The organism is Falsiroseomonas oleicola (assembly GCF_019029495.1).
Taxonomy (GTDB): Bacteria; Pseudomonadota; Alphaproteobacteria; order Acetobacterales; family Acetobacteraceae; genus Falsiroseomonas; species Falsiroseomonas oleicola.
On sequence record NZ_JAERQM010000002.1, the window covers coordinates 778,141 to 804,117 of the forward strand.

A 25,977-nucleotide genomic window follows, 5' to 3' on the forward strand; every position below is an offset into this window, starting at 1 on the left:
AAGCGGATACACCCCGATGGCGACCGCGACCCACGCGCCCCACGACGATGGCCACGACCATCACGACCACAAGCCGAACTTCGTGAACCGGTGGCTGTTCTCCACCAATCACAAGGACATCGGCACCCTCTACATCGGCTTCTCGCTGATCGCGGCGATTGTCGGCATCGGCCTGTCCCTGCTCATGCGCATAGAGCTGCAAGAGCCGGGGATGCAGATCTTCGCCGATGGCCAGATGTGGAATGCCTATGTCTCGGCCCATGGCCTCATCATGGTGTTCTTCGTCATCATGCCGGCGCTGATCGGTGGCTTCGGCAACTGGTTCGTGCCGCTGATGATCGGTGCGCCGGACATGGCCTTCCCGCGCATGAACAACATCAGCTTCTGGCTGCTGGTGCCGGCCTTCCTGCTGCTCGGCGCCTCGCTGTTCATCGGCGGCGGCGCGGGCGCGGGCTGGACCATCTATCCGCCGCTGTCGGATGACACCTACCAGACCGGCCCGGCGATGGACCTGGCGCTGTTCGGCCTGCATCTGGCCGGCGCCTCCTCCATCCTCGGCGCGGCGAACTTCATCACCACCATCTTCAACATGCGCGCGCCGGGCATGACCCTGCACAAGATGCCGCTGTTCGTGTGGTCGATGCTGGTCACCGCCTTCCTGCTGCTGCTGGCGGTGCCGGTGCTGGCGGGCGCGATCACCATGCTCATCACCGACCGCAACTTCGGCACGGCCTTCTTCGACCCGGCCGGCGGCGGCGACCCGGTGCTGTTCCAGCACCTGTTCTGGTTCTTCGGCCACCCCGAAGTCTACATCATGATCCTGCCGGCCTTCGGCATCGTCTCCCACGTCGTGTCCACCTTCAGCCGCAAGCCGATCTTCGGTTATCTCGGCATGGCCTATGCCATGGTCGCGATCGGCGTGGTGGGCTTCATCGTCTGGGCGCACCACATGTTCCAGTCGGGCATCGACGTCGACACGCGCGCCTACTTCATGGCGGCGACGATGGTCATCGCCGTGCCGACCGGCATCAAGATCTTCTCATGGATCGCCACCATGTGGGGCGGGTCGCTGAAGTTCGACACGCCGATGCTGTTCGCCATCGGCTTCATCTTCCTGTTCACCATGGGTGGCGTGACCGGCGTGGTGCTGGCCAATGCCGGCCTGACGCAGATCCTGCACAACACTTATTATGTGGTGGCGCACTTCCACTACGTGCTGTCGCTCGGCGCAGTGTTCGGCATCTACTGCGGAATCTACTACTGGCTCGGCAAGATGTCCGGCCGCCAGTATCCGGAGATGCTGGGCAAGATCCATTTCTGGCTCACCTTCGTCGGCGTGAACCTGACCTTCTTCCCGATGCACTTCCTGGGCAACCAGGGCATGCCGCGCCGCTACCCGGACTATCCGGACGCTTTTGCGGGCTGGAACCTGGTGGTCTCCATCGGCTCCTACATCTCGGTCGCCGCCTTCCTGATGTTCTTCTACGTGCTGTTCGTGACCTTCACGCGCGGCGCGAAGGTGGCGGCGAACCCGTGGGGTGAGGGTGCGACGACGCTGGAATGGCAGGTCAGCAGCCCGCCGCCCTTCCACTCCTTCGACGAACTTCCGAGGGTCCGGTAAGATTAAATGAGCAGCACGATCGCCCCTGCCGCCACCAACGTCGCCTCCGATGACAGTGATCTGTCGGAGGTCCGGGACTGGGTGGCGCTGCTCAAGCCGCGGGTGCTGACCCTTGTGGTCTTCACCGGGCTGATCGGGCTGCTGGTGGCGCCGGGTCATATCCACCCGGTGCTGGGGCTGACGGCGGTGCTCTGCATCACCATCGGCGCCGGGGCCGCCGGTGCGCTGAACATGTGGTACGACCGCGATATCGATGCGCTGATGCGCCGCACCCAGCGCCGGCCGATCCCGGCCGGGCGCATCGCGCCGAATGGCGCGCTGGGCTTCGGCGTGGTGCTGGCCGTGGCCTCCGTCGCCATCATGGGGCTGGCGACCAACTGGGTGGCGGCGGGCTGGCTGGCCTTTTCCATCCTGTTCTACGTCGTCGTCTACACCGCCTGGCTGAAGCGCCGGACCAGCCAGAACATCGTCATCGGCGGTGCCGCCGGCGCCTTCCCGCCGATCATCGGCTGGGCCGCCGTGACCGGCGATGTCACGCTGGTGCCCTGGCTGATGTTCACCATCGTCTTCGCCTGGACGCCGCCGCATTTCTGGGCGCTGTCGCTCTGGGCGCATGGCGACTATGCCCGCGCCGGCGTGCCCATGCTGCCGGTGGTGGAAGGCGCGCGGGAGACGCGCAAGCAGATCCTGATCTACACGGTGGTGCTCGCCATCGCGAGCCTCTCGCCCTGGTTCGTCGGCTTTGCCGGCCCGGCCTATGCGGCGGTGGCCGCGGCGCTGGGCGGTGGCTTCCTGTACCACGCCATCCGCACCTGGCGGGAAGCGCAGGACGAAACCGGCCGCAGCCTGGTGCAGGATGTGGCGGCGCGGCGCACCTTCGCCTTCTCCCTGATGTATCTGTTCATCCTGTTCGGCGCGCTCGCCATCGACCGTCTGGTGCTCGGATGACGCCCGCGGAGAAGCTCGCCTTCGAGAAGCGGCGCCGTGGCCGCAACTGGGCGCTGCTGGCGGCGCTGATCGGGCTTGTCGTGCTGTTCTACTTCATCGCCACCGTCCGGCTGATGGGGGGCTGAGATGGTTGAGGACCGCAAGGCCATCCTGGCCCGCCGCAACCGCCGCACCGCCATCGCCGCCTTCTCGGGCGTGGCCGGCATGGTCGGCGTCAGCTTCGCGGCGGTGCCGCTCTATGACCTGTTCTGCCGCGTCACCGGCTTCAACGGCACGCCGATGATCGGTGGCGCCGCGGCGCCCGGCGCCGGGGAGCAGGTGATGACCATCCGCTTCAACGCCAATACCCAGCCCAACCTGCCCTGGCGGTTCGAGCCGGCGGCACCCTCGCTCCGCCTGCGGGTGGGGGAGGAGGGGGTGGCCTTCTACAACGCCGTCAGCACTGGCGAGGGCCCCTCCACCGGCATCTCGACCTACAATGTGACGCCGGAAGTGGTCGGCAAGTATTTCCACAAGACCGCCTGCTTCTGCTTCGAGGAGCAGACGTTGACGGCGGGCCAGCGCGTGGACATGCCGCTGGCCTTCTGGATCGACCCGGCCATCGCGCAGGACCCGAATACGCGCGACATCCGGACCATCACCGTCAGCTACACCTTCTTCCGCAGCCTGGCCGACGCGGAGCGCAGCGGTGCGCTGGCCAATGCCGGCGCGCATGTGGGACGCAGGAACACCTCCACCCCTTGATCCTCCCGGCTTGAAAAGCCGAGGGGTTTGAGGATTGATTGGCACGCAGCCGCCAGGATGCGGGCAGACCGAACGGATACCAGGACGACCATGGCAAGCGACTCCGGCCACCCGACCTACAAGCACCCCTACCACCTGGTGGACCCGTCCCCCTGGCCGCTGGCCGGCGCGCTGGCCGCCGGCGTGATGATGCTCGGCATCGTCATGGTGGCGCATTACAACAGCTACTGGGCGCTGGGCATCGGCCTGTTGGGCGTGCTGGCCACCATGTTCTTCTGGTGGCGCGACATCCTGAAGGAGAGCAACACCGCCGGCCTGCATTCGTCGGTGGTCCGCCTCGGCCTGCGCTATGGCATGATCCTGTTCATCGCCTCGGAGGTGATGTTCTTCGTCGCCTTCTTCTGGGCCTTCTTCCACTTCGCCCTGTTTCCGGACCATGTCTCCGGCAGCGTCGCCGCCACCGCGGTCTGGCCGCCCGCCGGCACGCTGACCTTCGACCCCTTCGGCCTGCCGCTGCTCAACACCATGATCCTGCTGCTGTCCGGCTGCACGGTGACCTGGGCGCATCACGCGCTGCTGGTGAATGACCGGAAGAGCCTGATCACCGGCCTGGCGCTGACGGTGTTCCTCGGCCTGTTCTTCACCTTCTTCCAGGTCGTCGAATACATGGAGGCGCCCTTCGCCTTCACCGGCGGCGTCTATCCCTCCGTCTTCTTCCTCGCCACGGGCTTCCACGGCTTCCACGTGATCGTCGGCACCATCTTCCTGGCGGTCTGCCTGATCCGCGCCCTGCGCGGCCAGTTCACGCCGGAGAAGCATTTCGGCTTCGAGGCGGCGGCCTGGTACTGGCACTTCGTCGACGTGGTCTGGCTGTTCCTGTTCGTGACCGTCTATTGGTGGGGCGCCGGCGAGATCATGCCGCACTGATCGCTCGCCTGATGTCATTGGAACCGACCCCGTCCGCGGCTGCGGGCGGGGTCGCGCCGTTCTGGCGGGCTGCGGGACTCGGGCGTTGCCCGCGCTGCGGTCAGGGCCGGCTTTTCGCCGGTCTTCTGAATGTCGTGCCGGCCTGCGGCGAATGCGGGCTGGACCTCTCGGCCCAGGATTCGGGTGATGGGCCGGCGGTGCTCGGCATCTTCGTGCTCGGCGCGCTGACCATGATCGGCGCCTTCCTGGTGGAATTCCGGCTTGAGCCCCCACTTTGGGTGCATGCCCTGCTCTGGCCCGCCTTGCTGATCCCCGCCTCCATCCTGACCATGCGATTTGCCAAGGCGGCGCTGATCGCGCTGACCTGGCGGCAGCGCCGGGGCTGAGCATGCGGCGCCTTGTCCTGCCGCTGCTGCTGGTGCTGCCGGTGCTGGCCATCCTGCTGTCGCTCGGCACATGGCAGTGGCAGCGGCTGCACTGGAAGACGCAGCTTCTGGCCGATATCGCCGCCGCCGAGGCCGGCCCCGCCATCCCCCTGACCGCCGATCCGCCGCCCTACAGCAAGGTCGCCGTCACCGGCCGCCTCGACCATGGGCGGGAAGCGCTGCTGGGGCTGGAGGTGCGCGGGCCGGTGCTCGGTTCGCATCTGTTGGTGCCGCTGCTGCGCGACGGCGCGCCGGCCCTGCTGGTGGATCGCGGCTGGGTGCCGCTGGAAAGCGCCCTGCCGGTCCACCGCCCCGAAGGCATGGTGACGCTGGAAGGGTATATCCGCCCCGGCGAGACGGTCGGCCCCTTCGCGGCGCAGAACGACACCGCCGGCCGCCGCTTCTACAGCTTCGTGCCGGTGGACATCGGCGCGGCGCTCGGGCTGGAACAGGTGGCGCCCTTCGGGCTGGTGGTGCTGGGCGCCGCCAATGGCCTGCCGGACCCGGCGCGGACCCTGCCGCGTCCGACCAACAGCCATCTTGGCTACGCCATCACCTGGTATGGGCTGGCGCTGTCCCTGCTCGGCGTCTTCGCCGTCTGGGCCCGTCGCCGCCTGAAGGATCCCGCATGACCGCCTATCGCCGGCTGACCGCCCGCTTCGCCCGCATCGGCGCCCTGGGGGAGGCCGCCGGGATGCTGCATTGGGATGCCAGCGCCATGATGCCGCCGGGGGGCGGCGCGGCGAGGGGCGAACAACTGGCGGCCCTGGCCGGGCTGCGGCATGACCTGCTGGTGGCACAGGATGTGTCGCTCGACCTGGCCGAGGCGGTGGCCGAGGGCCCCTGGGACCAGGCCAATCTGGAGCTGATGCGCCACGACCACCGCCGCGCCACCGCGCTGCCCACCGATCTGGTGGAGGCGGTGGAGCGGGCGAATTCGGCCTGCGAGAAGCTCTGGCGCCAGGCCAAGGCCGCCGCCGATTTCGCCCTGGTCCGTCCCGCCTTGACCGAGGTGGTGAAGCTGCAGCGGGAGGTCGCCCAGGCGCTGGGCGAGGCGCTGGGCATGACCCCCTATGACGCGCTGATGGATGGCTACCAGCGCGGCGTCACCGCCGCCGATGTCGAGCCGGTCTTTGCCGCCTATGAATCCTGGCTGGCCGGGGCGCTGCCGAAGGCGGAGGCGATCCAGGCCCGACGCGGCCCGGCGCTGCCCCTGCCGGGACCCTTCCCGGTGGCGGCGCAGCGGGAGCTGTGCCGCGCGATGGCGCAGGTGGTGGGGCTCGATTTCGCCCATGCGCGGCTGGATGAAAGCCTGCATCCCTTCTGCGGCGGCACGCCCACCGATGTCCGCATCACCACCTTCTATGACGAATCCAACGTCGCCAAGGCGCTGCTCGGCGTGCTGCATGAGACCGGCCACGCGATGTATGAGCGCGGCCTGCCGGAGGCCTTCGCCCGCCAGCCGGTGGGCGAGGCGGCGGGGATGGCGGCGCATGAATCGCAATCCCTGATCGTCGAGATGCAGGCCTGCCGCTCCGACGCCTTTTTGGGGTTCCTGGGCACCCGCTTGCACGCCCTGGCCGGCGGCGACCCGGCGCCCTATGCGGCCGCGAATCTCGGAAAACTCTGGCGGCGGGTGGAGCGGGGGTTCATTCGCGTCGACGCCGATGAAATGACCTATCCCGCCCATGTCATCCTGCGCTTCAAGCTGGAACGGGCGCTGATCGAGGGCAGCCTTCAGGTCGCCGACCTGCCGGAGGCCTGGAATTCCGGCCTGTCCCGGGCGCTCGGCATCACCCCGCCGAACGACGCGCTGGGTTGCCTGCAGGACATCCACTGGCATGACGGCGCCTTCGGCTACTTCCCCAGCTATACACTCGGCGCCATGGCCGCCGCCCAGTTGATGGCGGCGCTACGGCGGGCCGAGCCGGATCTGGACGCGCAGCTCGCCCGTGGCGACATGGCGCCGATGATGCGCTGGCTGGGGGAGAAGGTGCACAGCCAGGGCGCCCGGCTCGGCTTCCAGGACCTTCTGCGCGCCGCCACCGGCAAGCCGCTGGACCCGGCGGACTTCACCGCGCATCTGACGGCGCGCTACCTGACCGACTGAAGGAAATCCGCCACCGCGGCGCGATCCGCCGCCTCGGGCAGGTTGTTGGCGCCCATCCAGGTGCCGGGGAAGACCTCCTCCGGATCGGCCAGGAAGCGCAGCAGCAGGGCGCGGTCCCAGTTCCGCCCCGCCTGTTCCAGCGCCGGCGAGTAGCCGAAGGCGCGGTCGCCGCCGATGCGCCGCCCCACCACGCCGGCGAGGTTCGGCCCTGGCCCGGCCTCCGCCCCGCGTTCCACGGCGTGGCAGGAGGCGCAGTGGTTCTCGAACACCACGCGCCCATCCTGCGCCAGTGCCGGCCCTGTGAGCGCCAGCGCCAGCGCCATCACCCTCATCAAAGCCCGTATTCGATCCGGACGATTCGGTCCGTGCCGCTTTCGCCGCCCCAGGCCGCGCCCGCCACGCCGTCCATCTGGCGGACATTGGCGCCGGGCCGGTCGGAGGGGAAGGACAGGAAGGTCTCGGTCGCCGGATCGAAGCGGACGATGGCATTGGCCGGGAAGTCGGTCAGCCAGACCTTGTCGGAGGGGTCGACATAGACCGAATAGGCGCGCGGCCTTTCCCCCGGCAGGCGCCAGGCGCGCCAGGACCCGTCGCGCGGATCGTGCATGGAGACATTGCCGCTGTTCCATTCGCTGATCCACAGCCGCCCCTGGCTGTCGGTCCAGACCCGGCGGGCGCCCTGGTTGGGGGTCGGCGGCTCGACGATTCGGACCCGCGCGGTCTCCAGATCCTCGATCTGCGCCAGGTGGTTGCCGGCGAGCGAGACGTACCAGATGGTGCCCTGCGGCGTGCGGGTGATGCCATAGGGGCCGCGGCCGCGCGGCGCCTCCCACACATCAAGCTTCTCGCTGGCGGGCTGGAAGCGGCCATAGATGCCGTTCTGGCCGGTGAACCAATAGGTGCCGTGGCTGTCGAAGACGCCGGTGTTCAGGTTGCCATTGGCGAAACGCTCCGGAAGCTTCCAGAGCTGGACGCGATGATCCGCCGGATCGACGCGGGCGATGGCATTCTGCCCACCCTCCGTCACCCAGGCGGCGCCATCCGGGCCGGTGATGACGCCATGCGGCCGCGCGCCGGGGCCCAGCTTCACCTCCCGGATCGCGCCGCTGCGCGGGTCCAGCCGGTTCAGCGTGCCGTTGCGCTGGCCGCAGAACCAGAAGCTGCCATCCCCCACGGCGGTGATGTCGCGGGAGCCGACGCGCTCCGTCACGCCGGGGGCCTTGGCGTCGAACCAGGTCACGCGATAGCCAGGTGGCACGGGCGTGCTGGCCTCGGCGGGGCGGGTCTGTAGCAAGGCGGGGGCGGCCAGGGTGGCTCCGGCCAGGGTCAGCAGGTCGCGGCGGCGCATCGCATCCTCCCTCATGAACCGCCGGTCATCTTGGGATCGCTGCGTAGGGCGGCAAGCCCTGTCTGCGCCGCCCTGTTCAACCCGGCGCCAGCACCTGGCCGAGCGGCCTGCCCTGAAGATGGCCGTCGCGCATGATGCAGGCGCCGCGCAGGAAGGTGGCGACGGGCCAGCCGGTGATGGCGCGGCCCGCGAAGGGGGTGCGGCCGGCGCGGCTGGCCTGGTCGGCGTCGCGGATCTCGCCGGCCCGCGCCGGGTCCACCAGCACGAGATCGGCATCGGCGCCGACCGAGAGGGACCCCTTGCGCGGCGCCAGGCCGAAGCGCCGGGCCGGCGCCGCGCAGCACAGCCGCACCAGGTCGCCCCAGCCGATCGCGCCTTCCGTCACCGCCTGCAGCATCAGCGGCAGCAGGGTCTGCACGCCGGGGAAGCCGCCCGGCGCCGTCCAGATATCCGCCATCTTCTCGGCCTCGGTATGCGGCGCATGGTCGGTCGCCACCATGTCCAGGCTGCCCTCCCGCACGGCCTGCCACAGCGCCACGCGATCCGCCGCCTGCCGCAGCGGCGGCAGGATTTTTGCGAAGGGCCCCTGGCGGCGGATTTCCTCCTCCTCCAGCAGCAGGTAGTGCGGTGTGGTCTCGGCGGTGACGTCACGGCCGGCGAGGCGGGCGGCGCGCAGCAGGGCCAGCGAATCGCGGCAGGAGATCTGGCGCAGATGCAGCGCGCCGCCATCCATGGCCACCGCCCGCGCGGTGCCGCGCGCCTCGCTCTCCGGCGGGCGGGACCGGTAGAAGGCGAGGGGGTCGCCGCCCGATCGCCGGGCCGCCGCCTCGGCCGGGCCGATCACCGCGTCATCCGCCGGGCTGACGCCGAGGGTCAGGCCAGCGGCGGCCGTCTCGGCCAGGATGCCGGCCAGCGCCGCATCGTCGCGCAGCTTCAGATGCGGCGCGATGTCGCCGAGAAACACCTCGATGGAAACGGCGCCGGCCGCGGCGAGGCCGGCGACCTCGCCCGGCGCCACCGCCGCGCCCTGCAGGCCGATATCGATCCAGGACCGCCCCGGCACCAGCGCTGCCTTGGCGCGCAGCTCATCGCCGGTCAGCGTCGCCGGCACGTCGGTCGGCATCACCAGCGCCGTGGTCACACCCCCCAGCGCGGCCGCGGCGCTGCCACTGGAAAAATCCTCCTTATGGGTCAGGCCGGGGTCGCGGAAATGCACATGGGCGTCGACCAGCCCGGGCAGCAGCACCAGCCCCTCGGCCCGGATCACTTCCGCCGCATCCGCCGCCTCCCCGGGCGCCAGCCAGGCCGCGACCCTCCCATCGCGCAGCGCCAGCCCGGCCTCGACCAGCCCGGTGACGGTGGCGATGCGGCCGCCCAGGATCAGCCTGTCGAACATCAGCGGACGGGGGCGGGGATCAGGCCGAGCAGGGCATGGGCATTGGCGTTCACATGCAGCACCGCCAGCTTCTCCGCCCGCCGCGCATCGCCGTCCCGCAGTGCGTCGACGATCACCTCATGCTCATGACCGAGGGTCTCGGGGTCGCGCTCCACCGCCGCAAAGCCGCGCAGCAGGGGCCGCACCAGCAGCCGCAGCCGCCGCGCCTCCGCGGCCGCGCGGGGGCGGTCGCCGAGCAGGCAGAGCCGGTCGTGGAAGGCCTCATGCCGCTCCACCCAACGGGCCGGGTCGCGCGCCACGCGGCGCATGGCCTGGGCCTCCGCATCCAGCTCCTCGATATCCGCGGGCGTCGCCAGGCGCGCGGCGTGGCGGGCGCAGAGGCCCTCCAGCAAAGCGCGCATCTCGAAGATCTCCATCAGGTCGCGGCGATTCAGCTCCGTCACCAGGGCGCCGCGATTGGGGCGCAGCGTCACCAGCCCTTCCGCATCCAACTGATGCAGCGCCTCCCGCACCGGCATGCGGCTGAGGCCGAGATGGGTGGCGACCTGTTCGGGGCGGATGCGGCTGCCGGGGGGCAGGCGGCCGGAGAGGATCTCCTCCCGCAGATAGCCCAGGCACAGCTCCTGGGCGGATTCACTCGGCATGCTGCGTCCTTCCGGCATGCGGTGCGCCCAGCTTGACGCTCCGCGGGTGACCGCCTCTAGTGGATTTCTGGATCCAGTATGAGGCCCGCCGCGCCCGATGCCCACCCCCCCGCAATTCGGCCCCGCAGGGCGCATCGGACTGGTCGTGCCGGCGAACAACTCGGTCATCGAGCCGGAGTTCTGGTCCGTCCTGCCGCCCGGCACCGCCCTCTACGCCACGCGAATCCTGGCGCGCGGCGACCTGACGGCGGAGGCCGTGCGGCGCATGGAAGGCGACATGGACCGCGCCGTGGCGGAACTCGCCGCGACCGGCGTGGATGTGATCCTGCTGGCCGACATGGTCACCACCTTCATCATGGAACCGGGCTGGAACATGCATCGCACCACCGCGGTGCGCGCCATCACCGGCACCCCCTGCGCCTCCGCCTGGACCGCGATGGAGGCGGCGCTGACGGCGCTGGGCGCGCGGCGCATCGCCCTCGGCACGCCCTATCCGGCGGCGATCCACGCCTTGGCGCCGCCCTTCTTCGAGGCCCAGGGCCTTGGCCTGACCGGCCACGCCACGCTGGATATCCTGGCGATGCGGGAGGTGCCGGAGGTGCAGCCCGACCGGCTGCGGGACTTCGTGCACGGCCTGGCGCGGGAGGGGGCGGAGGCGGTGGTGCTGCTGGCCACCGACCTGCCCAGCTTCGCCAGCATCGCGGCGCTGGAGGCGGAGCTGGGTATCCCGGTGCTCACCTCCAACAGCGTGCTGCTCTGGCAGGCGCTGCGGCTCGCCGGCAATGCGACGCGCCTGCCAGGCCTCGGCCGCCTGCTGGCGGCGCATTGATGCGCCTGCTGTCGGAAGCCGAGCTGAAGCGCGTCCTGACGCCGGAACTGGCGGTGGAGAGCAGCAGCCGCGCCTTCATCGCCCTGTCGCGCGGCGAGATCCTGGTGCCGGTGCGGTCGGAGATCGCGCGGCCGGACGGCGCGGGCGTGGTCTTCGCCATGCCGGGCTACCTGCCCGGCCGCGTCTTCGGCCTGAAGGTGATCGCCACGCGGGGCGCCGCCAGCACCGCCATGATCCTGCTGTTCGACAGCGAAAGCCTGGCGCCGCTCGGCCTGCTCTCGGCGGATTTCCTCACCGACTGGCGCACCGCGGGCGGTATCGCCGCGGCGACCCGGCTGCTGGCGCGGCCGGAGGCCGCCACCCATGTGGTGTTCGGCGCCGGCCGCCTGGCGGGACCCTGCGCGCGGCTGGTGGCGCGGGTGCGGCCCATCATCCGCACCCTCATCATCGGCCGCACGCCGACGCGGGCGGCGGCGCTGGCCGCCGCGTTGCGGGCCGAGGGGCTGGAGGCGGAGGCCGTGGCCGATCCGGCGATGGTGGCGCAGGCCGATATCGTCACCACCGTGACCAGCTCGGATATCCCGGTCTTCCCCGGCGCGGCGCTGCGGCCCGGCACCCATGTCAATCTCGGTGGCGCCTTCCGGCCGGAGACGCGGGAGGCGGATGACGACCTCGCCCGGTGCGGCCTGTTCTGGTGCGACAGCGAGGCCGCCTGCCTCGCGCGTGCCGGCGACCTGGTGCAGCCATTGGCCAGCGGGGCGCTGGACCGCGCGCGGGTGCTGGGCGAGATCGGCGCGGCGCTGGAAGGGCGGCTGCGGGGTCGCCGCGATGCCGGGGAGGTCACGGTGTTCAAGTCGCTCGGCAATGCCGCGCAGGACATCTGCCTGGCGGAGGATGCGCTGGCGCTGCGGGACCTCGCCGCGCCGTATTTCGATCCGAAGGGGTGCCGCATCGGGCCATGACGGGGGTGAGGCGCCAGGCCTCACGCGGATGTCACTGTCGCCGACCCCCGGCCTGGGCAAATTCCCTCATCGGCCCCTGCATGGTGAACATTCCGAAACGTGCATGGGCGCGGCGCGGCGCAACCCCTGATATAGGGTTTCGATGCAGATCGAGCCCCAGAAGGTCGAGGACCAACCTTTGCCAAAGGACATGCGGGGGATTCGGCCGCGGCGATTGCCGGGCCTGCGCCTGCATCTGGTCGCGCTGGTCCTGGCGGTGCTGCTGCCGGCGCTCGCCTTCGGGGCGGTGGTGTCCTGGGAAGCCCTGCGCGGGCGCGACGCGGCCAACCAGTCCCGGCTGATCGATACCGCCCAGGCCCTGGCCGCCACCATCAACAGCCATATCGCGGGCCGCCTGGCCGCCCTGACCGTGCTGGCGGCCTCGCCAGGGCTGGAGGATGCGGGCGCGCCCGGCTTCGAGGATCTCGCCCGCAAGACCGGCGAGGCCTTCGACGGCTGGGTGGTGGTGTTCGAGCGTGACGGGCGTCCGGTGCTCAACACCTCGGTCGCCGCCGGCACGCCGCTGCCCGGCCCGGGCCAGGGCCTGGGTTCCGGTGGCGGGCCCTGGGTGCAGCGGGTCTTCGCCACCGGTCAGCCACAGGTCACCGACCTGGCGGTCGGGCGGGTCTCCGGGCAGGCCGTGGCGCTGGTCCTGGTTCCCATCCTGCGCGGCGGGGAGGTCTGGCGCGTCGCCGGCATGCCGCTGGTGCCGGCGCGGCTCTCGGCGCTGCTGGCGGGGCCGATGGAGGGCGGGCCCAGCGCTGCCGCGCTGACCGATGCCGGCGGGACCATCCTTGCCCATTCGCGCGACCCGGCGCGCCTGGTCGGCCAGCGGCGCCCGCCTCGGGCGGACGATGGGGAGCTTGGCCAGGGCGGCATCCTGCGCGGCCGCAGCCTGGCCGATGGCACGCCCATCCGCACCGCATTCCACCGCCTGATGCTGGCGCCGGGCTGGATGGTCTGGGTGAACGAGCCGGAGACGGCCTTCGAGTCCGCCCGCCGCGCCACGCTGCTGGCGCTGGCCGGGGGCGGCGCGCTGGCACTGACCATCGGCCTGTTGCTGGCCACGGCGCTGTCGCGCCGCCTGCTGGCGCCGGTGGAGGCGCTGGTGGCGCGGGCGGAAGCGGTGGCAACCGGGGCAGGCCAGATGAGTGCTGGCGAAGTTCCGCCGGCACCCGTGCGGGAATTCGAACGGCTGCGGCAATCCGTGACGGCGGCGGAGCGCGCGCTGCGGGATGGCGCGCAGCGCCAGCGCCTGGCGCTGGAGGCGGCGGAGCTGGGGACCTGGGAGGTGGATCTGCGCTACGGCATCGCCATCCGCGATGCGCGCATGCTGGAGATCTTCGGCATCGAGAAGGAGGGCGCCTTCGGCCCCTATCCCGCCTGGCAGGACCATGTGCATCCGGACGATCGGGCAGGCTTGGCAGAGGCGTTGGAGGGTGTGCGCCGAGGCAAGAGCGAACGCTCCAAGATGACCTACCGCTTCCACCGGCCGGACGGGCAGTGGCGCTGGGTGGAATGCTACGCCCGCGCCGCGGAGCGCCAGCCCGCCACCGGCGAGGCGCTGCGCCTGATCGGCACGGCGCAGGATGTGACGGCGCGGCGAGAGGCGGAGGATCGCCAGGCGCTGCTGGCGCGGGAGGTGGACCACCGTGCCAAGAACGCGCTGGCCGTGGTGCAGGCCGCCCTGCGGCTGACCCCGCGCGACGACCCGGCCCGCTTCGTCGAGGCGATCGAGGGCCGTGTCATGGCGCTGGCGCGGGCGCATACGCTGCTGGCCCAGGGGCATTGGGCCGGGGCGGAGCTGCAATCGGTGCTGGAGGGCGAGCTGACGCCGTTCCAGGGTGCGAGCGGGCCATGGGCGCGCTGCAACGGCCCGCGCCTGTCCCTGACCCCGGCGGCGGTGCAGGCGCTGTCCATGGCCTTCCATGAGCTGGCGACCAACGCCGCGAAGTATGGCGCACTGTCGCAGCCCGGGGGGGTGGTGGAGGTGGTCTGGGAGGTGGTGGAGGAGCCTGCCGGTCCGGCGCTTCACCTGTGCTGGCGGGAACTTGGCGGGCCGGCGGCGCCGACCCCGCCCAGCCGCCGCGGCTTCGGCAGCAGCCTGGTCGAGGCGACGGTGGCACGCCAGCTCGGCGGCCGGCTGCTGGCGGAATGGCCGGCGGAGGGGCTGGTCTGGCAGGCCTGGCTGCCGCTCAAGCGGATCCAGTCCGGCGCGTGAAGTGGCTCGCGGCTTTCAGCCGCAGCGCACGGACATGCCGCCATCCACCACCAGCTCCGTCCCGGTGATGAAGCGCGCCTCCTCCGAGGCCAGGAACAGCACGGCATTGGCGGTGTCGCGGCCATCGCCGGCGAAGCCCAGCGGAATTCGGGCGAGGCGCTGCTTGATGATCGCATCCACATCGCCGCCGGCGCGCTGGCCGGCCAGGCGCACCTCCACCATCGGCGTGTGCATCTGCCCCGGCACCACGGTGTTGGCGCGGATTCCCCTGGTCGCATACTGGATGGCGACGACGCGGGAGAACTGGATGACGCCGGCCTTGGACGCCGCATAGGCCACCTGCGCCGCGCCGGTCCAGCGGATGCCGGAGGTGGAGGCGAGGTTGACGATGGCGCCGCCGCCGCCGGCTTCCATCACCGGGATCACATGCTTGCAGGTCAGGAACACGCTTTTCAGGTTGTGGTCGATCTGCGCGTCCCAGACCTCCTCCGCCATCTCCACCGGGCCGCCGGCGGCGGAACCGCCGACATTGTTCACCAAGATGTCGATGCGGCCATGCTCGGCGACGATCTCAGCAACGATGCGGGCGATGTCGGCGCTGTTCGTCACGTCGCATTGCCGCGGCTGGAAGCGGCCATCCACCTCCGCGACGCGGGCGGCCGTTTCCACCATCGATTCCTGGTCGCGGTCGAGGCCGATCACCGTCGCACCCTCCCGCGCGAAGCCGACGGCGATGCCGCGGCCATTGCCCCAGCCGGTGCCGACGGAACCGGCGCCGGTGACGAGAACGATCTTGCCGGCGAAGCGAGCGGACATGCGAGAGCCTCCGTGGGTGGTCAGGTCAGGTGTCATGCCAGTGGAATCACCGCACCCGCCGGGGCCTGTGCCTTCGCGGCGGCATGGCCGGGCCGATCGGTCCGCAGGGCGTCCTCCGGCTTTTGATCTTGCGGCGGCGATAGCCGCCTTCTCCACGGAGTGCAACACACTTCCATCCTGCGGATGCATCAGCTAGGCTTTCCGGCAATGAGGAAACCCAAGGACACCGCCACGCCCCGGCCACGCCGTGCGAGCCCTGTCGAAACCCCCTCCGAAGTGGCGGGGCTGGAGGGCAATGTGCGCGCGGTGGACCGCGCTTTGGCCCTGCTGGATGCGTTCCGGGAGGAGGAGGGGGCGCTGTCGCTGGCGGATCTCGCGCGGCGCAGCGGGCTGCATTTGACCACCGCGCTGCGCCTGCTCGGCACGCTGGAAAGCCACGGCTTCGTCAAGCGGCTGCCGACCGGCGGCTATGTGCTGGGCGCCACGCTGCTGCTGCTGGGGGAGCGCTTCCGGCGCAACCTGCGGCTGGACGACCATGTGCGTCCGGCGCTGGAACGGCTGCGCGCCGAAAGCGGCGAAAGCGCCACCTTCTTCGTCCGCGACGGCGACCGGCGCCGCTGCCTGTTCCGCCTGGAAAGCCCGCATCCGGTGCGCGATTTCGCGCGGGTGGGGGAGGCGCAGCCGCTGGGCATCGGCGGGCATGGCCGCGCGCTGCTGGCGCTGGACGTGCCACCGGAACAGCGCCCGCGCCTGCCGATCATCAGCCGGGGGGAGCGGTTGCAGGATGTCGCCGCCATCGCCGCGCCGGTGCTGGGGGCGGGCGGGCTGCTCGCCGGCTCCATCGGCATCACCATGCCGCTCTATCGCTTCGACGCCACGGCGGAAGCGCTCTGCACATCGCTGGTGGTGCGGGAGGCGCTGGCGGTGACGGCGGCGCTGGGTGGCGATCCGACGCCGATCCGCGAACTGGCCTGAGGAGGAAACACCATGGCCCGACTGACACTTCCGGCGGAAGCCGACCGAACGCCCGAACAGGCGGAGGTCTGCGCCGAGGTCGTCTCCGGTGTTCGCGGCCGCGTACCGGCGCCGATGTTCGCCTGGATCCGCAACCCGGAACTGGCGCGCCGCGGCCAGAAGCTGGGCGAGCTGCTGCGCTACCAGACGACGCTGGAGCCGAAGCTGAGCGAGCTCGCCATCCTGGTCACCGCGCGGCACTGGACCTCCCACTACGAATGGATGGCGCATAGGCGCGAAGGCCTGAAGGCCGGCATGGATCCGGAGGTGATCGCCGCCATCGCCGCGCGCCGCGAACCGGCGCTGGCCGATGACCGCGAACGCGCGGTCTATGACGTGGCCCGCATCCTGGTCGGAACCGCGCGCCTGCCGCAGGCGCTGCACGACCACGGCACGCAGGTGCTGGGCGAGCGCGGCATGGTCGAGTTGGTGGCGCTGGTCGGCTACTACTCCATGGTCGCGCTGACGCTGAACGCCTTCGAGATCGGCCTGCCGGAGGCGCATGCGCCGGAACTGGGCGATGAGCCCGAAGCGGCGGTCTGGCCATGAGCACGCACTATCTTTCGGTTCGGGAAGACTGGCTGGCGGCCCGGCAGGAAGAGATCCTCGACCCCGGCCAGCTCATCATCGATCCGCACCACCATCTGTGGGACCGGCCCGGCTGGCGCTATCTGCTGGACGACATGCTGGCCGATATCCGCAGCGGCCATGACGTGCGCGCCACCGTCTTCATCCAGGCCCGCGCCATGCACCGCGCCGAAGGCCCGGTGGAGATGCAGCCGGTGGGGGAGACGGAATTCGCCAATGGCATCGCCGCCATGTGCGCCAGCGGCGGCTATGGCGATGTGCGGGTCTGCGCCGGCATCGTCGGCTTCGCCGACCTGCGGGCCGGCGCGGCGGTGCGGCCGGTGCTGGAGGCGCATATCCGCGCCGGCGGCGACCGCTTCCGCGGTATCCGCCATATCGCCACCTGGGACCCGGACCCGGCGATGCTGAACCCGGCCTATCAGCCGGCGGAGGACATGCTGGATTCAGCCGAATTCCGCGCCGGCTTCGCGCAGTTGGCGCCGCTGGGCCTCAGCTACGACGCCTGGCTGTATTTCCCGCAGATTCCGCGGCTGACGGCGCTGGCGAGGGCCTTTCCCGAAGCACCGATCGTCCTCGACCATTGCGGCGGCATCCTGGGAATTGGCCGCTATGCCGGGAAGCGGGACGAAGTGTTTGCCGAATGGTCGCGGCACATGCGGGACCTCGCCACCTGCCCGAATGTGATGGTCAAGCTCGGCGGGCTCGGCATGCGGCTGCCGGGCTTCGGCTTCGAGGGGGGCGAGATCGCGCCCTCCTCGGAACAGCTTGCGGATGCCTGGCGCCCCTGGATGGAAGCCTGCATCCAAAACTTCGGCACCGACCGCTGCATGTTCGAGAGCAACTTCCCCGTCGACAAGGGCGGTTTCGGCTACGCCGCCGGCTGGAACGCCTTCAAGCGCCTGGCGCAGGGCGCCTCGGCCGAGGCCAAGGCCGACCTGTTCTGGCGCAGCGCTGCCCGTTTCTACCGCCTGCCCGATTTCGACTGATCTTCATCCCACCCAGGAGCAAATTCCAAATGATCCGACGCCTCGCCCTCGGCGCCCTGCTCGGCGCACTTACCGTTCTGCCGGCCGTGGCCCAGCCCGCCTGGCCGGACCGGCCGATCCGGCTGGTCGTGCCCTTCGGCGCCGGCGGCCCCAGCGACATCGTGGCGCGCATCCTGGTGCCGAAGCTCTCGGCGACGCTGGGCCAGCCGGTGATCGTGGACAACCGCGCCGGCGCCGGCGGCGTGACGGGCGTGGACGTGATCGCGCGCTCGAACCCCGATGGCTATGTCTTCGGCATGGGCAGCGCCGGGGCCCTGGCCATCTCGCCGGGCCTCGATCGCGGCACGCCCTATAACCCCCTGACCGACCTGGCGCCGCTCACCCTCGGCGTGCTGGTGCCCGAGCCGCTGGTGGTGCCGGTGGCGACCGGCTTCCAGACGATCCAGGAGCTGATCGCGGCGGCGAAGGCACGGCCCGGCGCGCTGAACTTCGGCTCCACCGGATCGGGCAGCATGCCGCATCTGGCGGCGGAACAGCTTCGCGCGGCGGCGGGGATCGACATCGTCCATATCTCGTACCGCTCCGGCGGCGCGCTCTCCACCGCGATCCTGACCAATGAGGTGCAGATGGGCTTCGCCGACCTGCCCGTGCTGCTCGGCCATATCCGTGGCGGCACCATGCGGGCGCTGGCGGTGGGCACGGCGGAGCGCCTGTCCTGGATCCCGGATGTGCCGACGATGCGGGAGGTCGGGCTGCCGGCCGTCGATGCCAGCAACTGGCACGGCTTCGTGGCGCCGGCCCGCACGCCGGAGCCGATCCTGGTGGCGCTGCACGCGGCCCTGGCCGGCGCGCTGAACGACCCGCAGGTGCGCCGCCAGCTGGACGGGCAGGGCGCGATCCCGGGTGGCAACAGCCGCGCGGAATTCGGCGCCTTCATGCGGCGTGAGCTGGAGAAGTGGGGCGAGGTCATCCGCGCCAACAACATCCGCGCCGAGTGACTTTTCGCCAGTTGGCCGGACCCACCGGGTCCGGCCCATTGGGGTTCAACGCGCCGGGCGGCGGGCCGCCATATGCTCGAAATAGGCGATCAGCCCGTCGAGCTGCGGATCGCTGAGCTGTTCCACCGTGAAGCCGGGCATCTTCTGGTCAGGCCAGGTGCGGACACTGGACGGGTCGCGGATGTAGCGGCGCAGGGCCGGAATTCGGAAATACTCCACCGGGCTCATCGGCCGGTTCAGGTCGGGACCCATATCGGCCGAACCGGCGCCATTGATCCGATGGCAGGACAGGCAGATCGCGGTATAGGCGGCCTGCCCGACCCGCGCCGGATGGTCCGCCGGCAGGCCGGCTTCCACCGTCATCTGCGGCCAGCGCCGCGCCGGGGAGGCGACATAGCGCAACGCCGCCACCTGATAGGCCCAGAATTCCGGGGAGACGCCGGATGCCGCCGGCCTTTCCCAGACGATATAGAACGGCCCGGCGCTGACAGGCTTGCCCGGCAGGGACGGCCAGGCGGCTTCCGGCGTCTCGATCGCCAGCCAGCCGCGCGCGGCATCCGGCCCCGCGCTGCGCACCACGGAGAGCGGGATCTGCGCGGCGAAACCATCGGTTGCTGCGGCTTCCAGGGTGCCGCCGGGGTCTTCCGTCGGGAAGCTCTCCAGCAGCGCGGCGAGCGGCACCGCCTGGTAGCGCGTGGCCCCGCCATAGGCCTGGTCGCGCTCGATCGCGACCTCCGCCCGGTCCGGCCGCGCCAGCAGCGCGGCGGTGTCGATTTCCGTCCGTCGCGCGCCGTCATGGATGACGAGCTGCGCGGCCGAGGCGCCGGTGACGACGAAGCCGAAGGCCAGCATCAGGCCGAGGAGGGGTCGCCATGGGCGGGCTCGATTCATCGGTACTTTGTTCCTGCTCTTTCGAAGCTCTTGGCGACTATTCCGCACGGATGCCGGCGGCGCGGATCACCGGTTCCAGCGTCGCCTTCTCCCGCGCGATCAGCGCGGCGAAATCGGCCGGCGTGCCACCGCCGAGGATGGCCCCCTGCTGCGCCAGCCGGCCGCCGATGGCCGGATCGCGCAGCGCCTCCGTCACCGCGGCCGACAGGCGCTGGACGATGGCGGCATCGGTGCCCGCGGGCGCGACCAGGCCGAAGGCGGTGCCGAAGACGAAGTCGATGCCGGCCTCCGCCATGGTCGGCACCTGTGGCAATTGCGGCAGGCGCTGCGGCGTGGCGGCCGCCAAGGCGCGCACCTGCCTGCCGGTGATCTGGCCCAGGATATTGGGCAGGTTGTCGATGATGAGGTCGATCTGCCCGCCCACCAGATCCGTGATGGCCTGCGCCGCGCCACGATAGGGGATGTGCTGGATATCGGTGCCGGTGGTCTGCTTGAACAACTCCAGCGCCAGATGCAGGCTGGTGCCCGGGCCGGCGGAGCCACCGGTCAGCGTGCCGGGCGCGGCCTTCGCCGCGGCGACCACGGCCGTCACATCCCGCCACGGCCGCGCGGGGCCGACGCAGAGCACCTTGGGCGTGCTGATGAGCAGCACGATGGGCGCGAAGGCGGTCTGCGTGTCGAAGGGCATGGCGCGGTAGATGTACTGGTTCACCGCCACCGGCCCGAGCGAGCTGGCCAGCAGCGTGTGCCCATCCGGCGCGGATTTGGCCACGGCATCCGCGCCGATATTGCCACCGGCGCCGGCCCGGTTTTCCACCACGAAGGGCTGGCCGAAGCGTTCCGACAGGCGCGGCGCCAGGGCGCGGGCCAGCATGTCCACCAGCCCGCCGGGCGGGAAGGGCACGACGATGCGCACCGGGCGCGCGGGCCAGGCCTGGGCGAGGGCCGGCGTGGCGAGCCAGGCGCCGGCGGCGAGCGTGAGGCGGCGGGTGAGGATGGGCATGGGCGTTGTCTCTCCCTGGGTGTCCCGGCCCGTTTCTCAGGCCTTGTGATAGAGCGTGGGGACCGCCGCATCGACGACGACCTCCACCAGCATCGGTCCCTCCGCCTGGCAGGCCTCGCGCAGGGCGGCGTCGAGCCGGGCGGGGTCGGTGACGCGCAGGCCGGGGCAGCCCATGCCTTCCGCGATGCGGACGAAGTCGAGGCCCGGCAGGTCGATACCGGGGATGTCGCGCACCTGCATGGCCTGGCCGATGGAGCGCATGGCGCCGTAGCCGCCATTGTTGATGACGACGGTGGTCAGGCGCAGCCTGTGCTGCACGGCGGTCCACAGCGCCTGCGGCGAATACATCATGGAGCCGTCGCCGATCAGGCAGACCACGCGCTGGTCCGGCTTGGCCAGCGCCACGCCCACCGCCGCCGGCAGGCTGTAGCCGAGCCCACCACTGGCCATGGTGAAGAAGCTGCCCCAACGGCTGCGCGGCATCTGCGCCTGCATCGCCGGCCGATGCGACGGCGCCTCCTCCACCAGGATCGTATTTTTGGGAATCGCCAGATGCAGGCGGTGCAGCAGCCACGCGGCGGGGATGGGGTCTGCCGGCAAAGGCGGTGTCGCGGCCATGCGGGGCGGCGGCGGCGTGCGCTGCATCTCAGGCAAGGCCGCCGTCAGGGCCGGGACGGAAAAGCGCAGGCTCCCCAGAATACTGGTGCCGGCGGGCGCGCTGGCCGCGGTGGCATCATCCGCAGTCAGGTGAAAGATGGGCACGCCGCGGCCGAAGACCGTGGCCTCCCCCGCCACGTGGAAGGTGAAGACCGGCGCACCCACCACCAGCACGCAGTCGAACGGCGCCAGCGCGTCGGAAACCGCCTGCGGCGCGGCGGCCAGGAAGCCGGCGAAGAGCGGATGATCCTCGGGGAAGGCGATGCGGCTGGCGAAGGGGCTGGTCAGCACCGGGGCTCCGATCGCCTCCGCCAGGGCGACGAAAGCTGGGCCGATGCCTTCCTGATCCACCTCCGGCCCCGCCACCAGCACCGGCCGGCGCGATGCCGCGAGTGCGCGCGCGGCTTCCGCGATCAGCGCCGGATCGGGGGCGCTGTCGGGTGACAGGATGCGCGGCACCAGCGGCGCGCAGGGCCGGGCCCAGTCATCGGCGGGGATGGAGACGAAGGTCGGGCCGCAGGGTTTGCGCAGCGCGATCCGATGCGCCTGGGCGATGGCGGCCGGCACATCCTCCGCCCGCGCCGGCTCGATGCTGAATTTGACGTACGGCTTCGGGAATTGCGCGGCATCCGTCGCGCCCAAAAAGGGCTGGTTCGGCAGCAATGCCCGCACCTGCTGGCCGGCGGTGATGACCAGCGGCGCCTGGTTGCGATGGGCGGTGAAGACATTGCCCAGCGCATGGCCGACGCCGGCCGCCGAATGCAGGTTGACGAAGGCCGCCTGGCCGCTGGCGCGCGCATAGCCATCCGCCATGCCGACGACGCAGGATTCCTGCAGGCCGAGGATATAGCGGAAATCACCCGGGAAGCGGTCGAGGAAGGGCATCTCGGTGGAGCCGGGATTGCCGAAGACCGTGGTGACGCCAAGCGACCGCAACAGGTCGAGCACCGCCTGGCGCACCGTGGTCATGCCGTTCATTCCGTTTCCCCTCTGGGGAAAAGCATAGGTGCCGCCGGCCTCCTGCGGCAAGCACGGGCAGGGGGGCTTCCATCCGGGTGCCATCCTCGTGTTCCATCGCGATGCAGCCGGAGAATGCGAATGCCGAAATCCACCACGCCGCCGATGGAATCGCCCCGCGGATGAGCGCCGCGAAGCCCGTGCGCATCGCCGTCGATATCGGCGGCACCTTCACCGACCTGCAGATCCTCGATGCCCGCCAGGGCCGCATCCAGGCCTGGAAGACGCCCACCACCCCCGCCGATCCCTCCGAGGGCCTGCTGACCGGGGTGCGGGAGGCGGCGGCGCGCTTCGGCTTCTCGCTGGCCGAGGTGGGGCTGCTGCTGCATGGCACGACCATCGCCACCAATGCCGTGCTGGAACGCAAGCTGGCGCGCGGCGTGCTGCTGACCACCGCGGGCTTCGAGGATGTGCTGGAGATCACGCGGCACGTCCGCCGCGACATCTACGGCCTGGCGCCCGACCCCTTCCCCTGCCTGATCGCGCGCGACATGCGCTTCGGCGTGGTCGAACGGCTGCGCGCCGATGGCAGCGTGGAACAGAAGCTGGATGGCCTCGGCGCGGTGATGGCGCGGCTGCGCGCGGCGGCACCCGAAGCGGTCGCCATCGGCCTGCTGCATGCTTATGCCAATCCCGCCCATGAACAGGCGCTGCGGGATGCCGTGGCGCAGGCGCTGCCCGGCGTGCCGGTGAGCCTCTCCTCCGAGGTCAGCCCGGAAATCCGCGAATACGAACGCCTGTCCACCACGGTGCTGAACGCGCTGCTGATGCCGGTGGTGCGGCGCTACCTCGAAAGGCTGGAATCGCGGCTGGGGGAGGGCGGTTTTGCGCCGCGCATCTTCCTGGTGCAGTCGAATGGCGGCATGTGCAGCCTGCGCCACGCGGCCGAACAGCCGGCGCGGCTGCTGCTCTCCGGCCCCTCCGGCGGCGCGCTCGCGGCGGAGCGGCTTTCGCGCCGGCTGTCGCGGCCCAATCTCGTTGCGGTCGACATGGGCGGCACCAGCTTCGATGTCAGCGTGGTGCAGGACCATCGCATCGGGCTGGTGACGCAGGGCGAGGTCGGCGGGTTGCCGGTGCGGCTGCCGATGGTCGAAATGCGCACCATCGGCGCCGGCGGTGGCTCCATCTCCGCCGTGGATGCGGCGGGACGGCTGACCGCCGGGCCGCGCAGCGCCGGCGCCAGGCCCGGGCCGGTCTGCTACGGGCGCGGCGGGGTGGAACCCACGGTAACGGACGCCAATGCGGTGCTCGGCCGCTTCGATCCGGATTTCTTTCTCGGCGGTGCGATGACGCTGGACCTGGCGGCGGCGCGGGACGCGATGGCGGCGCGCGTCGGCACGCCGCTCGGACTGGGGACGGAGGAAGCGGCGGAGGGCGTGCTGCGCGTCACCAATGCGCAGCTCGCCGCCGCCGTGCGGCTTTCGCTGTTCGAGAAGGGGCTCGATCCGCGCGAATTTTCGCTGTTGTCCTTCGGTGGCGCGGGCGGGCTGCATGCGACGGAAGTGGCCGATGAACTCGGCATCACCGAGGTGATCTTCCCGCGGGAGCCGGGCACGCTCTCGGCCTATGGCATCCTGTTCTCCGACCTGGCGCAGGACATCGCGCGGTCGCGGCTCTATGCGGCCGATGAATCGCAGGCCTTGCTGCTGGCCGAGGCCGTCGCCTCGCTGCGGGCCGAAGGCATGGCGCGGCTGGCGGCGGATGAGGTGCCGGAGGATCGGCGTGCGGTCGAGATCGCCGCCGATCTGCGCTATCGCGGCCAGGCTTTTGAGCTGCTGGTGCCCTGGCCGGAGGCGCCGGCTTTGGCGCCGCTGGTGGCGCGCTTCCACAGCGCGCATCGTGCGCGATTCTCCTACGCGGCGGAAGGCGATCCGGTGGAGATCGTCACCCTGCGCGCCACCGCCATCGGCCGCCTCGACAAGCCGGCGGAGGCAGCGCCGGAGGCGGCGGATGCCGCCACCATGCCTGGCACGCGCCGCATCTGGCAGGGTGGCACGGCCAGCGACTGGCCGGTCTGGCGGCGGGAGGCGTTGCGGCTGGGCGAGGCGCTGGTAGGCCCCGCCATCATCGAGGAAGCCTTCGCCACCCATGTCATCGCCCGCCACTGGCAGGCCTCCCTCGACCCCGAAGGCGCCATCGTCGCGCGGAGGATGGTGTGATGCTCGGACCCATCGAGATCGAGGTGATCCGCAACGCGCTGAATGCGGCGGCGGCGGAGATGGACATCACCATCTGGCGCACCAGCCGCAGCACCATCGTGCGCGAGCTGCTGGACTACTCCACCGCCGTCTTCGATGCGGAGGGGCGCAACCTGGCGCAGAGCGCGCGCATCCCTGGCCATCTCAATTCGATGACCCATGCGCTGCGCACGCTGCTGGCGGACCATGTGCCGGCGGAGGATTGGCATGAGGGTGACGTCGTCATCTTCAACGATCCCTATTGCGGCGGCCAGCACCTGCCGGACATTCTGGCCTTCCGGCCCGTCTTCCAGGACGGCGCCCGCATCGCCTTCGTCGGCACGCTGTGCCACCACATCGATGTGGGCGGGCTGGTCGCGGGGAGCTATGCGGCGAAGGCGACCGAAATCTTCCAGGAAGGTCTGCGCATTCCGCCCGTGAAGATCATTGAAGCGGGCCGTCGCAACGAGGGCATCTGGGCGATGATCCGCCAGAATGTCCGCAAGCCGGATCTGCTGCTCGGCGACCTCTCCTCCCAGCTCGCCAGCCTGGAAGTCGGCGCCGCCGCCCTGTCGCGGCTGGCCACGCGCTTCGGTGCGGAAGCGGTGGTGGAGGCGGGCGCGCGCATCCTGGATATGAGCGAGGCCGGCATGCGCGCCGCCATCGGCCGCATGCCCGATGGCGTCTATGAATTCGAGGATTTCCTCGACGACGACGGCATCGCCATCGGCGAGCGCATCCGCCTGCATGTGACGCTGACCATCACCGGGGAGACGGCGCTGGTCGATCTCTCGGGCTGTGGCGCGCAGGTGGCGGGGCCGACCAATGCGACGCTGGCCAGCACCAATGCGGCGGTGATGTTCGCGCTGATGTGCTGCGCCGATTCATCCCTGCATATGAGCGCCGGCTGCTACCGCCCGATCACCGTGGTGGCGCCCGAGGGGCTGGTGGTGAATGCGCGCCATCCCGCGCCGGTCGCGCATCGCATTGCCGTCACGCACCGCCTGCTGAACGCCATGAATGGCGCTCTGCACCAGGCGGTGCCGGACCTCATCCCCGCCGCCTATTACGGCAACAGCTACGTCACCACCTTCCAGACAGTGCAGGAAAGCGGGGCACGGGAAGTGCTGGTGGAGATCGAGATCGGCGGATCAGGTGCGCATCCGGTGAAGGATGGCGTGAACGCCTATGCCTCCGGCATGCACAACAACGCCAATATCCCCGTAGAGATGATCGAGGCGCAGATGCCGCTTACGGTGCTGCGCTACGGGTTGCGGCGCGGCAGCGGCGGGCCGGGGCAGTTCCGCGGCGGGCTGGGGCTGGTGCGCGAATGGCGCATCGACAGCGCCGGCTGCTTCTTCACCGCCAATATGGACCGCTTCGACCACGCGCCCTATGGCCTGGCCGGCGGCGGAGAAGCCGCGAAGGGCGCGCTGGTGCTGCGCCGCGACGGCGTGGAATCGCCGATCCCGCCCAAGACCGACAACCTGTCGCTGCGCCAGGGCGATGTGGTGCGGCTGGAGACCAGCGGCGGCGGCGGCTTCGGCCCCCTGGAGGCGCGCGACGCGGAGGCCTCGTCACGCGATCGCCGGATGGGCTATCTGTGAGCGGAACGG

Annotated in this window: 25 protein-coding genes; 17 read left to right on the forward strand and 8 right to left on the reverse strand. The window is 70.8% G+C overall.

Annotated features, from left to right (window positions below):
* The first annotated feature begins 16 nt into the window (after positions 1 to 16).
* From ctaD to JJQ90_RS10590, 8 genes are all read left to right on the forward strand, one after another.
* Positions 17 to 1,621, forward strand: a complete 1,605-nt coding sequence (ctaD, locus tag JJQ90_RS10560) for a cytochrome c oxidase subunit I (protein ID WP_216875041.1) — start codon at positions 17 to 19, stop codon at positions 1,619 to 1,621.
* A 6-nt stretch (positions 1,622 to 1,627) separates the two neighbouring features.
* Positions 1,628 to 2,569, forward strand: coding sequence for a heme o synthase (locus JJQ90_RS10565; RefSeq protein WP_216875043.1), 942 nt, complete (start codon positions 1,628 to 1,630; stop codon positions 2,567 to 2,569).
* Positions 2,566 to 2,694 (forward strand): hypothetical protein, encoded by a 129-nt coding sequence (locus JJQ90_RS27280; protein WP_268958612.1) that lies wholly within the window; start codon positions 2,566 to 2,568, stop codon positions 2,692 to 2,694. The genes JJQ90_RS10565 and JJQ90_RS27280 overlap by 4 nt, the downstream gene beginning before the upstream one ends.
* Before the next feature lies 1 nt (position 2,695).
* Entirely contained in the window at positions 2,696 to 3,313 is a 618-nt protein-coding gene (locus JJQ90_RS10570; protein ID WP_216875045.1) for a cytochrome c oxidase assembly protein, read from the forward strand.
* Positions 3,314 to 3,403: 90 nt separating this feature from the next.
* Positions 3,404 to 4,240, forward strand: coding sequence for a cytochrome c oxidase subunit 3 (locus JJQ90_RS10575; protein ID WP_216875047.1), 837 nt, complete (start codon positions 3,404 to 3,406; stop codon positions 4,238 to 4,240).
* Between the two features lie 11 nt (positions 4,241 to 4,251).
* A complete protein-coding gene (locus JJQ90_RS10580; RefSeq protein WP_216875048.1) occupies positions 4,252 to 4,626 on the forward strand; it encodes a DUF983 domain-containing protein in 375 nt (124 codons plus the stop codon).
* A 2-nt stretch (positions 4,627 to 4,628) separates the two neighbouring features.
* Positions 4,629 to 5,297, forward strand: coding sequence for an SURF1 family protein (locus JJQ90_RS10585; protein WP_216875049.1), 669 nt, complete (start codon positions 4,629 to 4,631; stop codon positions 5,295 to 5,297).
* Positions 5,294 to 6,775, forward strand: coding sequence for a carboxypeptidase M32 (locus JJQ90_RS10590; RefSeq protein ID WP_216875050.1), 1,482 nt, complete (start codon positions 5,294 to 5,296; stop codon positions 6,773 to 6,775). The genes JJQ90_RS10585 and JJQ90_RS10590 overlap by 4 nt, the downstream gene beginning before the upstream one ends.
* On the opposite strand, the gene JJQ90_RS10595 is transcribed toward JJQ90_RS10590, so the two are convergent.
* The 4 genes from JJQ90_RS10595 to JJQ90_RS10610 all read right to left on the reverse strand — a co-directional run bounded on the left by JJQ90_RS10595 (position 6,760) and on the right by JJQ90_RS10610 (position 10,163).
* The gene (locus tag JJQ90_RS10595) at positions 6,760 to 7,107 is read right to left on the reverse strand and encodes a c-type cytochrome (RefSeq protein WP_216875051.1); all 348 of its coding nucleotides are present in this window, start codon (positions 7,105 to 7,107) and stop codon (positions 6,760 to 6,762) included. The two genes, JJQ90_RS10590 and JJQ90_RS10595, sit on opposite strands and share 16 nt — an antisense overlap.
* Positions 7,107 to 8,138 (reverse strand): Vgb family protein, encoded by a 1,032-nt coding sequence (locus tag JJQ90_RS10600; protein ID WP_216875052.1) that lies wholly within the window; start codon positions 8,136 to 8,138, stop codon positions 7,107 to 7,109. Before JJQ90_RS10600 ends, JJQ90_RS10595 begins: the two co-directional genes overlap by 1 nt.
* 61 nt (positions 8,139 to 8,199) lie before the next feature.
* A complete protein-coding gene (locus JJQ90_RS10605) occupies positions 8,200 to 9,519 on the reverse strand; it encodes a dihydroorotase (RefSeq protein WP_216875053.1) in 1,320 nt (439 codons plus the stop codon).
* On the reverse strand, positions 9,519 to 10,163 hold the full coding sequence (locus JJQ90_RS10610; RefSeq protein ID WP_216875055.1) for a GntR family transcriptional regulator: 645 nt from the start codon (positions 10,161 to 10,163) through the stop codon (positions 9,519 to 9,521). The genes JJQ90_RS10605 and JJQ90_RS10610 overlap by 1 nt, the downstream gene beginning before the upstream one ends.
* A gap of 97 nt (positions 10,164 to 10,260) precedes the next feature.
* On the opposite strand from JJQ90_RS10610, the gene JJQ90_RS10615 reads away from it, so the two are divergent.
* From JJQ90_RS10615 to JJQ90_RS10625, 3 genes are all read left to right on the forward strand, one after another.
* The gene (locus tag JJQ90_RS10615; RefSeq protein ID WP_216875057.1) at positions 10,261 to 10,992 is read left to right on the forward strand and encodes a maleate cis-trans isomerase family protein; all 732 of its coding nucleotides are present in this window, start codon (positions 10,261 to 10,263) and stop codon (positions 10,990 to 10,992) included.
* Positions 10,992 to 11,954 (forward strand): ornithine cyclodeaminase family protein, encoded by a 963-nt coding sequence (locus tag JJQ90_RS10620; protein ID WP_216875059.1) that lies wholly within the window; start codon positions 10,992 to 10,994, stop codon positions 11,952 to 11,954. Before JJQ90_RS10615 ends, JJQ90_RS10620 begins: the two co-directional genes overlap by 1 nt.
* Before the next feature lie 214 nt (positions 11,955 to 12,168).
* Positions 12,169 to 14,214, forward strand: a complete 2,046-nt coding sequence (locus JJQ90_RS10625) for an HWE histidine kinase domain-containing protein (RefSeq protein WP_216875061.1) — start codon at positions 12,169 to 12,171, stop codon at positions 14,212 to 14,214.
* Between the two features lie 15 nt (positions 14,215 to 14,229).
* Here the strand turns inward: JJQ90_RS10625 and JJQ90_RS10630 are convergent, their stop codons facing one another.
* Positions 14,230 to 15,030: an SDR family NAD(P)-dependent oxidoreductase gene (locus tag JJQ90_RS10630; protein ID WP_216875063.1), complete on the reverse strand. Its 801-nt coding sequence runs from the start codon at positions 15,028 to 15,030 to the stop codon at positions 14,230 to 14,232.
* A gap of 207 nt (positions 15,031 to 15,237) precedes the next feature.
* Between JJQ90_RS10630 and JJQ90_RS10635 the strand changes: the two genes are divergently transcribed.
* The 4 genes from JJQ90_RS10635 to JJQ90_RS10650 are packed head-to-tail and all read left to right on the forward strand — an operon-like array spanning position 15,238 to position 18,616.
* Complete coding sequence (locus JJQ90_RS10635; protein ID WP_216875065.1) at positions 15,238 to 16,005, forward strand: IclR family transcriptional regulator; 768 nt, start codon at positions 15,238 to 15,240, stop codon at positions 16,003 to 16,005.
* A 12-nt stretch (positions 16,006 to 16,017) separates the two neighbouring features.
* Positions 16,018 to 16,593 carry a carboxymuconolactone decarboxylase family protein gene (locus JJQ90_RS10640; protein WP_216875067.1) on the forward strand — a complete coding sequence of 192 codons (576 nt, stop codon included), beginning with the start codon at positions 16,018 to 16,020 and terminating at the stop codon, positions 16,591 to 16,593.
* Positions 16,590 to 17,618 (forward strand): amidohydrolase family protein, encoded by a 1,029-nt coding sequence (locus tag JJQ90_RS10645; RefSeq protein ID WP_230410523.1) that lies wholly within the window; start codon positions 16,590 to 16,592, stop codon positions 17,616 to 17,618. Before JJQ90_RS10640 ends, JJQ90_RS10645 begins: the two co-directional genes overlap by 4 nt.
* A gap of 29 nt (positions 17,619 to 17,647) precedes the next feature.
* Entirely contained in the window at positions 17,648 to 18,616 is a 969-nt protein-coding gene (locus JJQ90_RS10650; protein WP_216875069.1) for a Bug family tripartite tricarboxylate transporter substrate binding protein, read from the forward strand.
* A 45-nt stretch (positions 18,617 to 18,661) separates the two neighbouring features.
* Here the strand turns inward: JJQ90_RS10650 and JJQ90_RS10655 are convergent, their stop codons facing one another.
* Genes JJQ90_RS10655 through mdlC form a run of 3 tightly spaced genes read right to left on the reverse strand, consistent with a single transcriptional unit; the run spans position 18,662 to position 22,145 of the window.
* On the reverse strand, positions 18,662 to 19,507 hold the full coding sequence (locus tag JJQ90_RS10655) for a cytochrome c (protein ID WP_216875071.1): 846 nt from the start codon (positions 19,505 to 19,507) through the stop codon (positions 18,662 to 18,664).
* A 37-nt stretch (positions 19,508 to 19,544) separates the two neighbouring features.
* Positions 19,545 to 20,510 (reverse strand): Bug family tripartite tricarboxylate transporter substrate binding protein, encoded by a 966-nt coding sequence (locus tag JJQ90_RS10660; RefSeq protein WP_216875073.1) that lies wholly within the window; start codon positions 20,508 to 20,510, stop codon positions 19,545 to 19,547.
* 36 nt (positions 20,511 to 20,546) lie between these two features.
* Complete coding sequence (gene mdlC, locus JJQ90_RS10665; RefSeq protein WP_216875075.1) at positions 20,547 to 22,145, reverse strand: benzoylformate decarboxylase; 1,599 nt, start codon at positions 22,143 to 22,145, stop codon at positions 20,547 to 20,549.
* Between the two features lie 161 nt (positions 22,146 to 22,306).
* Between mdlC and JJQ90_RS10670 the strand changes: the two genes are divergently transcribed.
* Positions 22,307 to 24,343, forward strand: a complete 2,037-nt coding sequence (locus JJQ90_RS10670; protein ID WP_216875078.1) for a hydantoinase/oxoprolinase family protein — start codon at positions 22,307 to 22,309, stop codon at positions 24,341 to 24,343.
* Positions 24,343 to 25,968, forward strand: coding sequence for a hydantoinase B/oxoprolinase family protein (locus JJQ90_RS10675; protein ID WP_216875080.1), 1,626 nt, complete (start codon positions 24,343 to 24,345; stop codon positions 25,966 to 25,968). Before JJQ90_RS10670 ends, JJQ90_RS10675 begins: the two co-directional genes overlap by 1 nt.
* Positions 25,969 to 25,977: the final 9 nt, after the last annotated feature.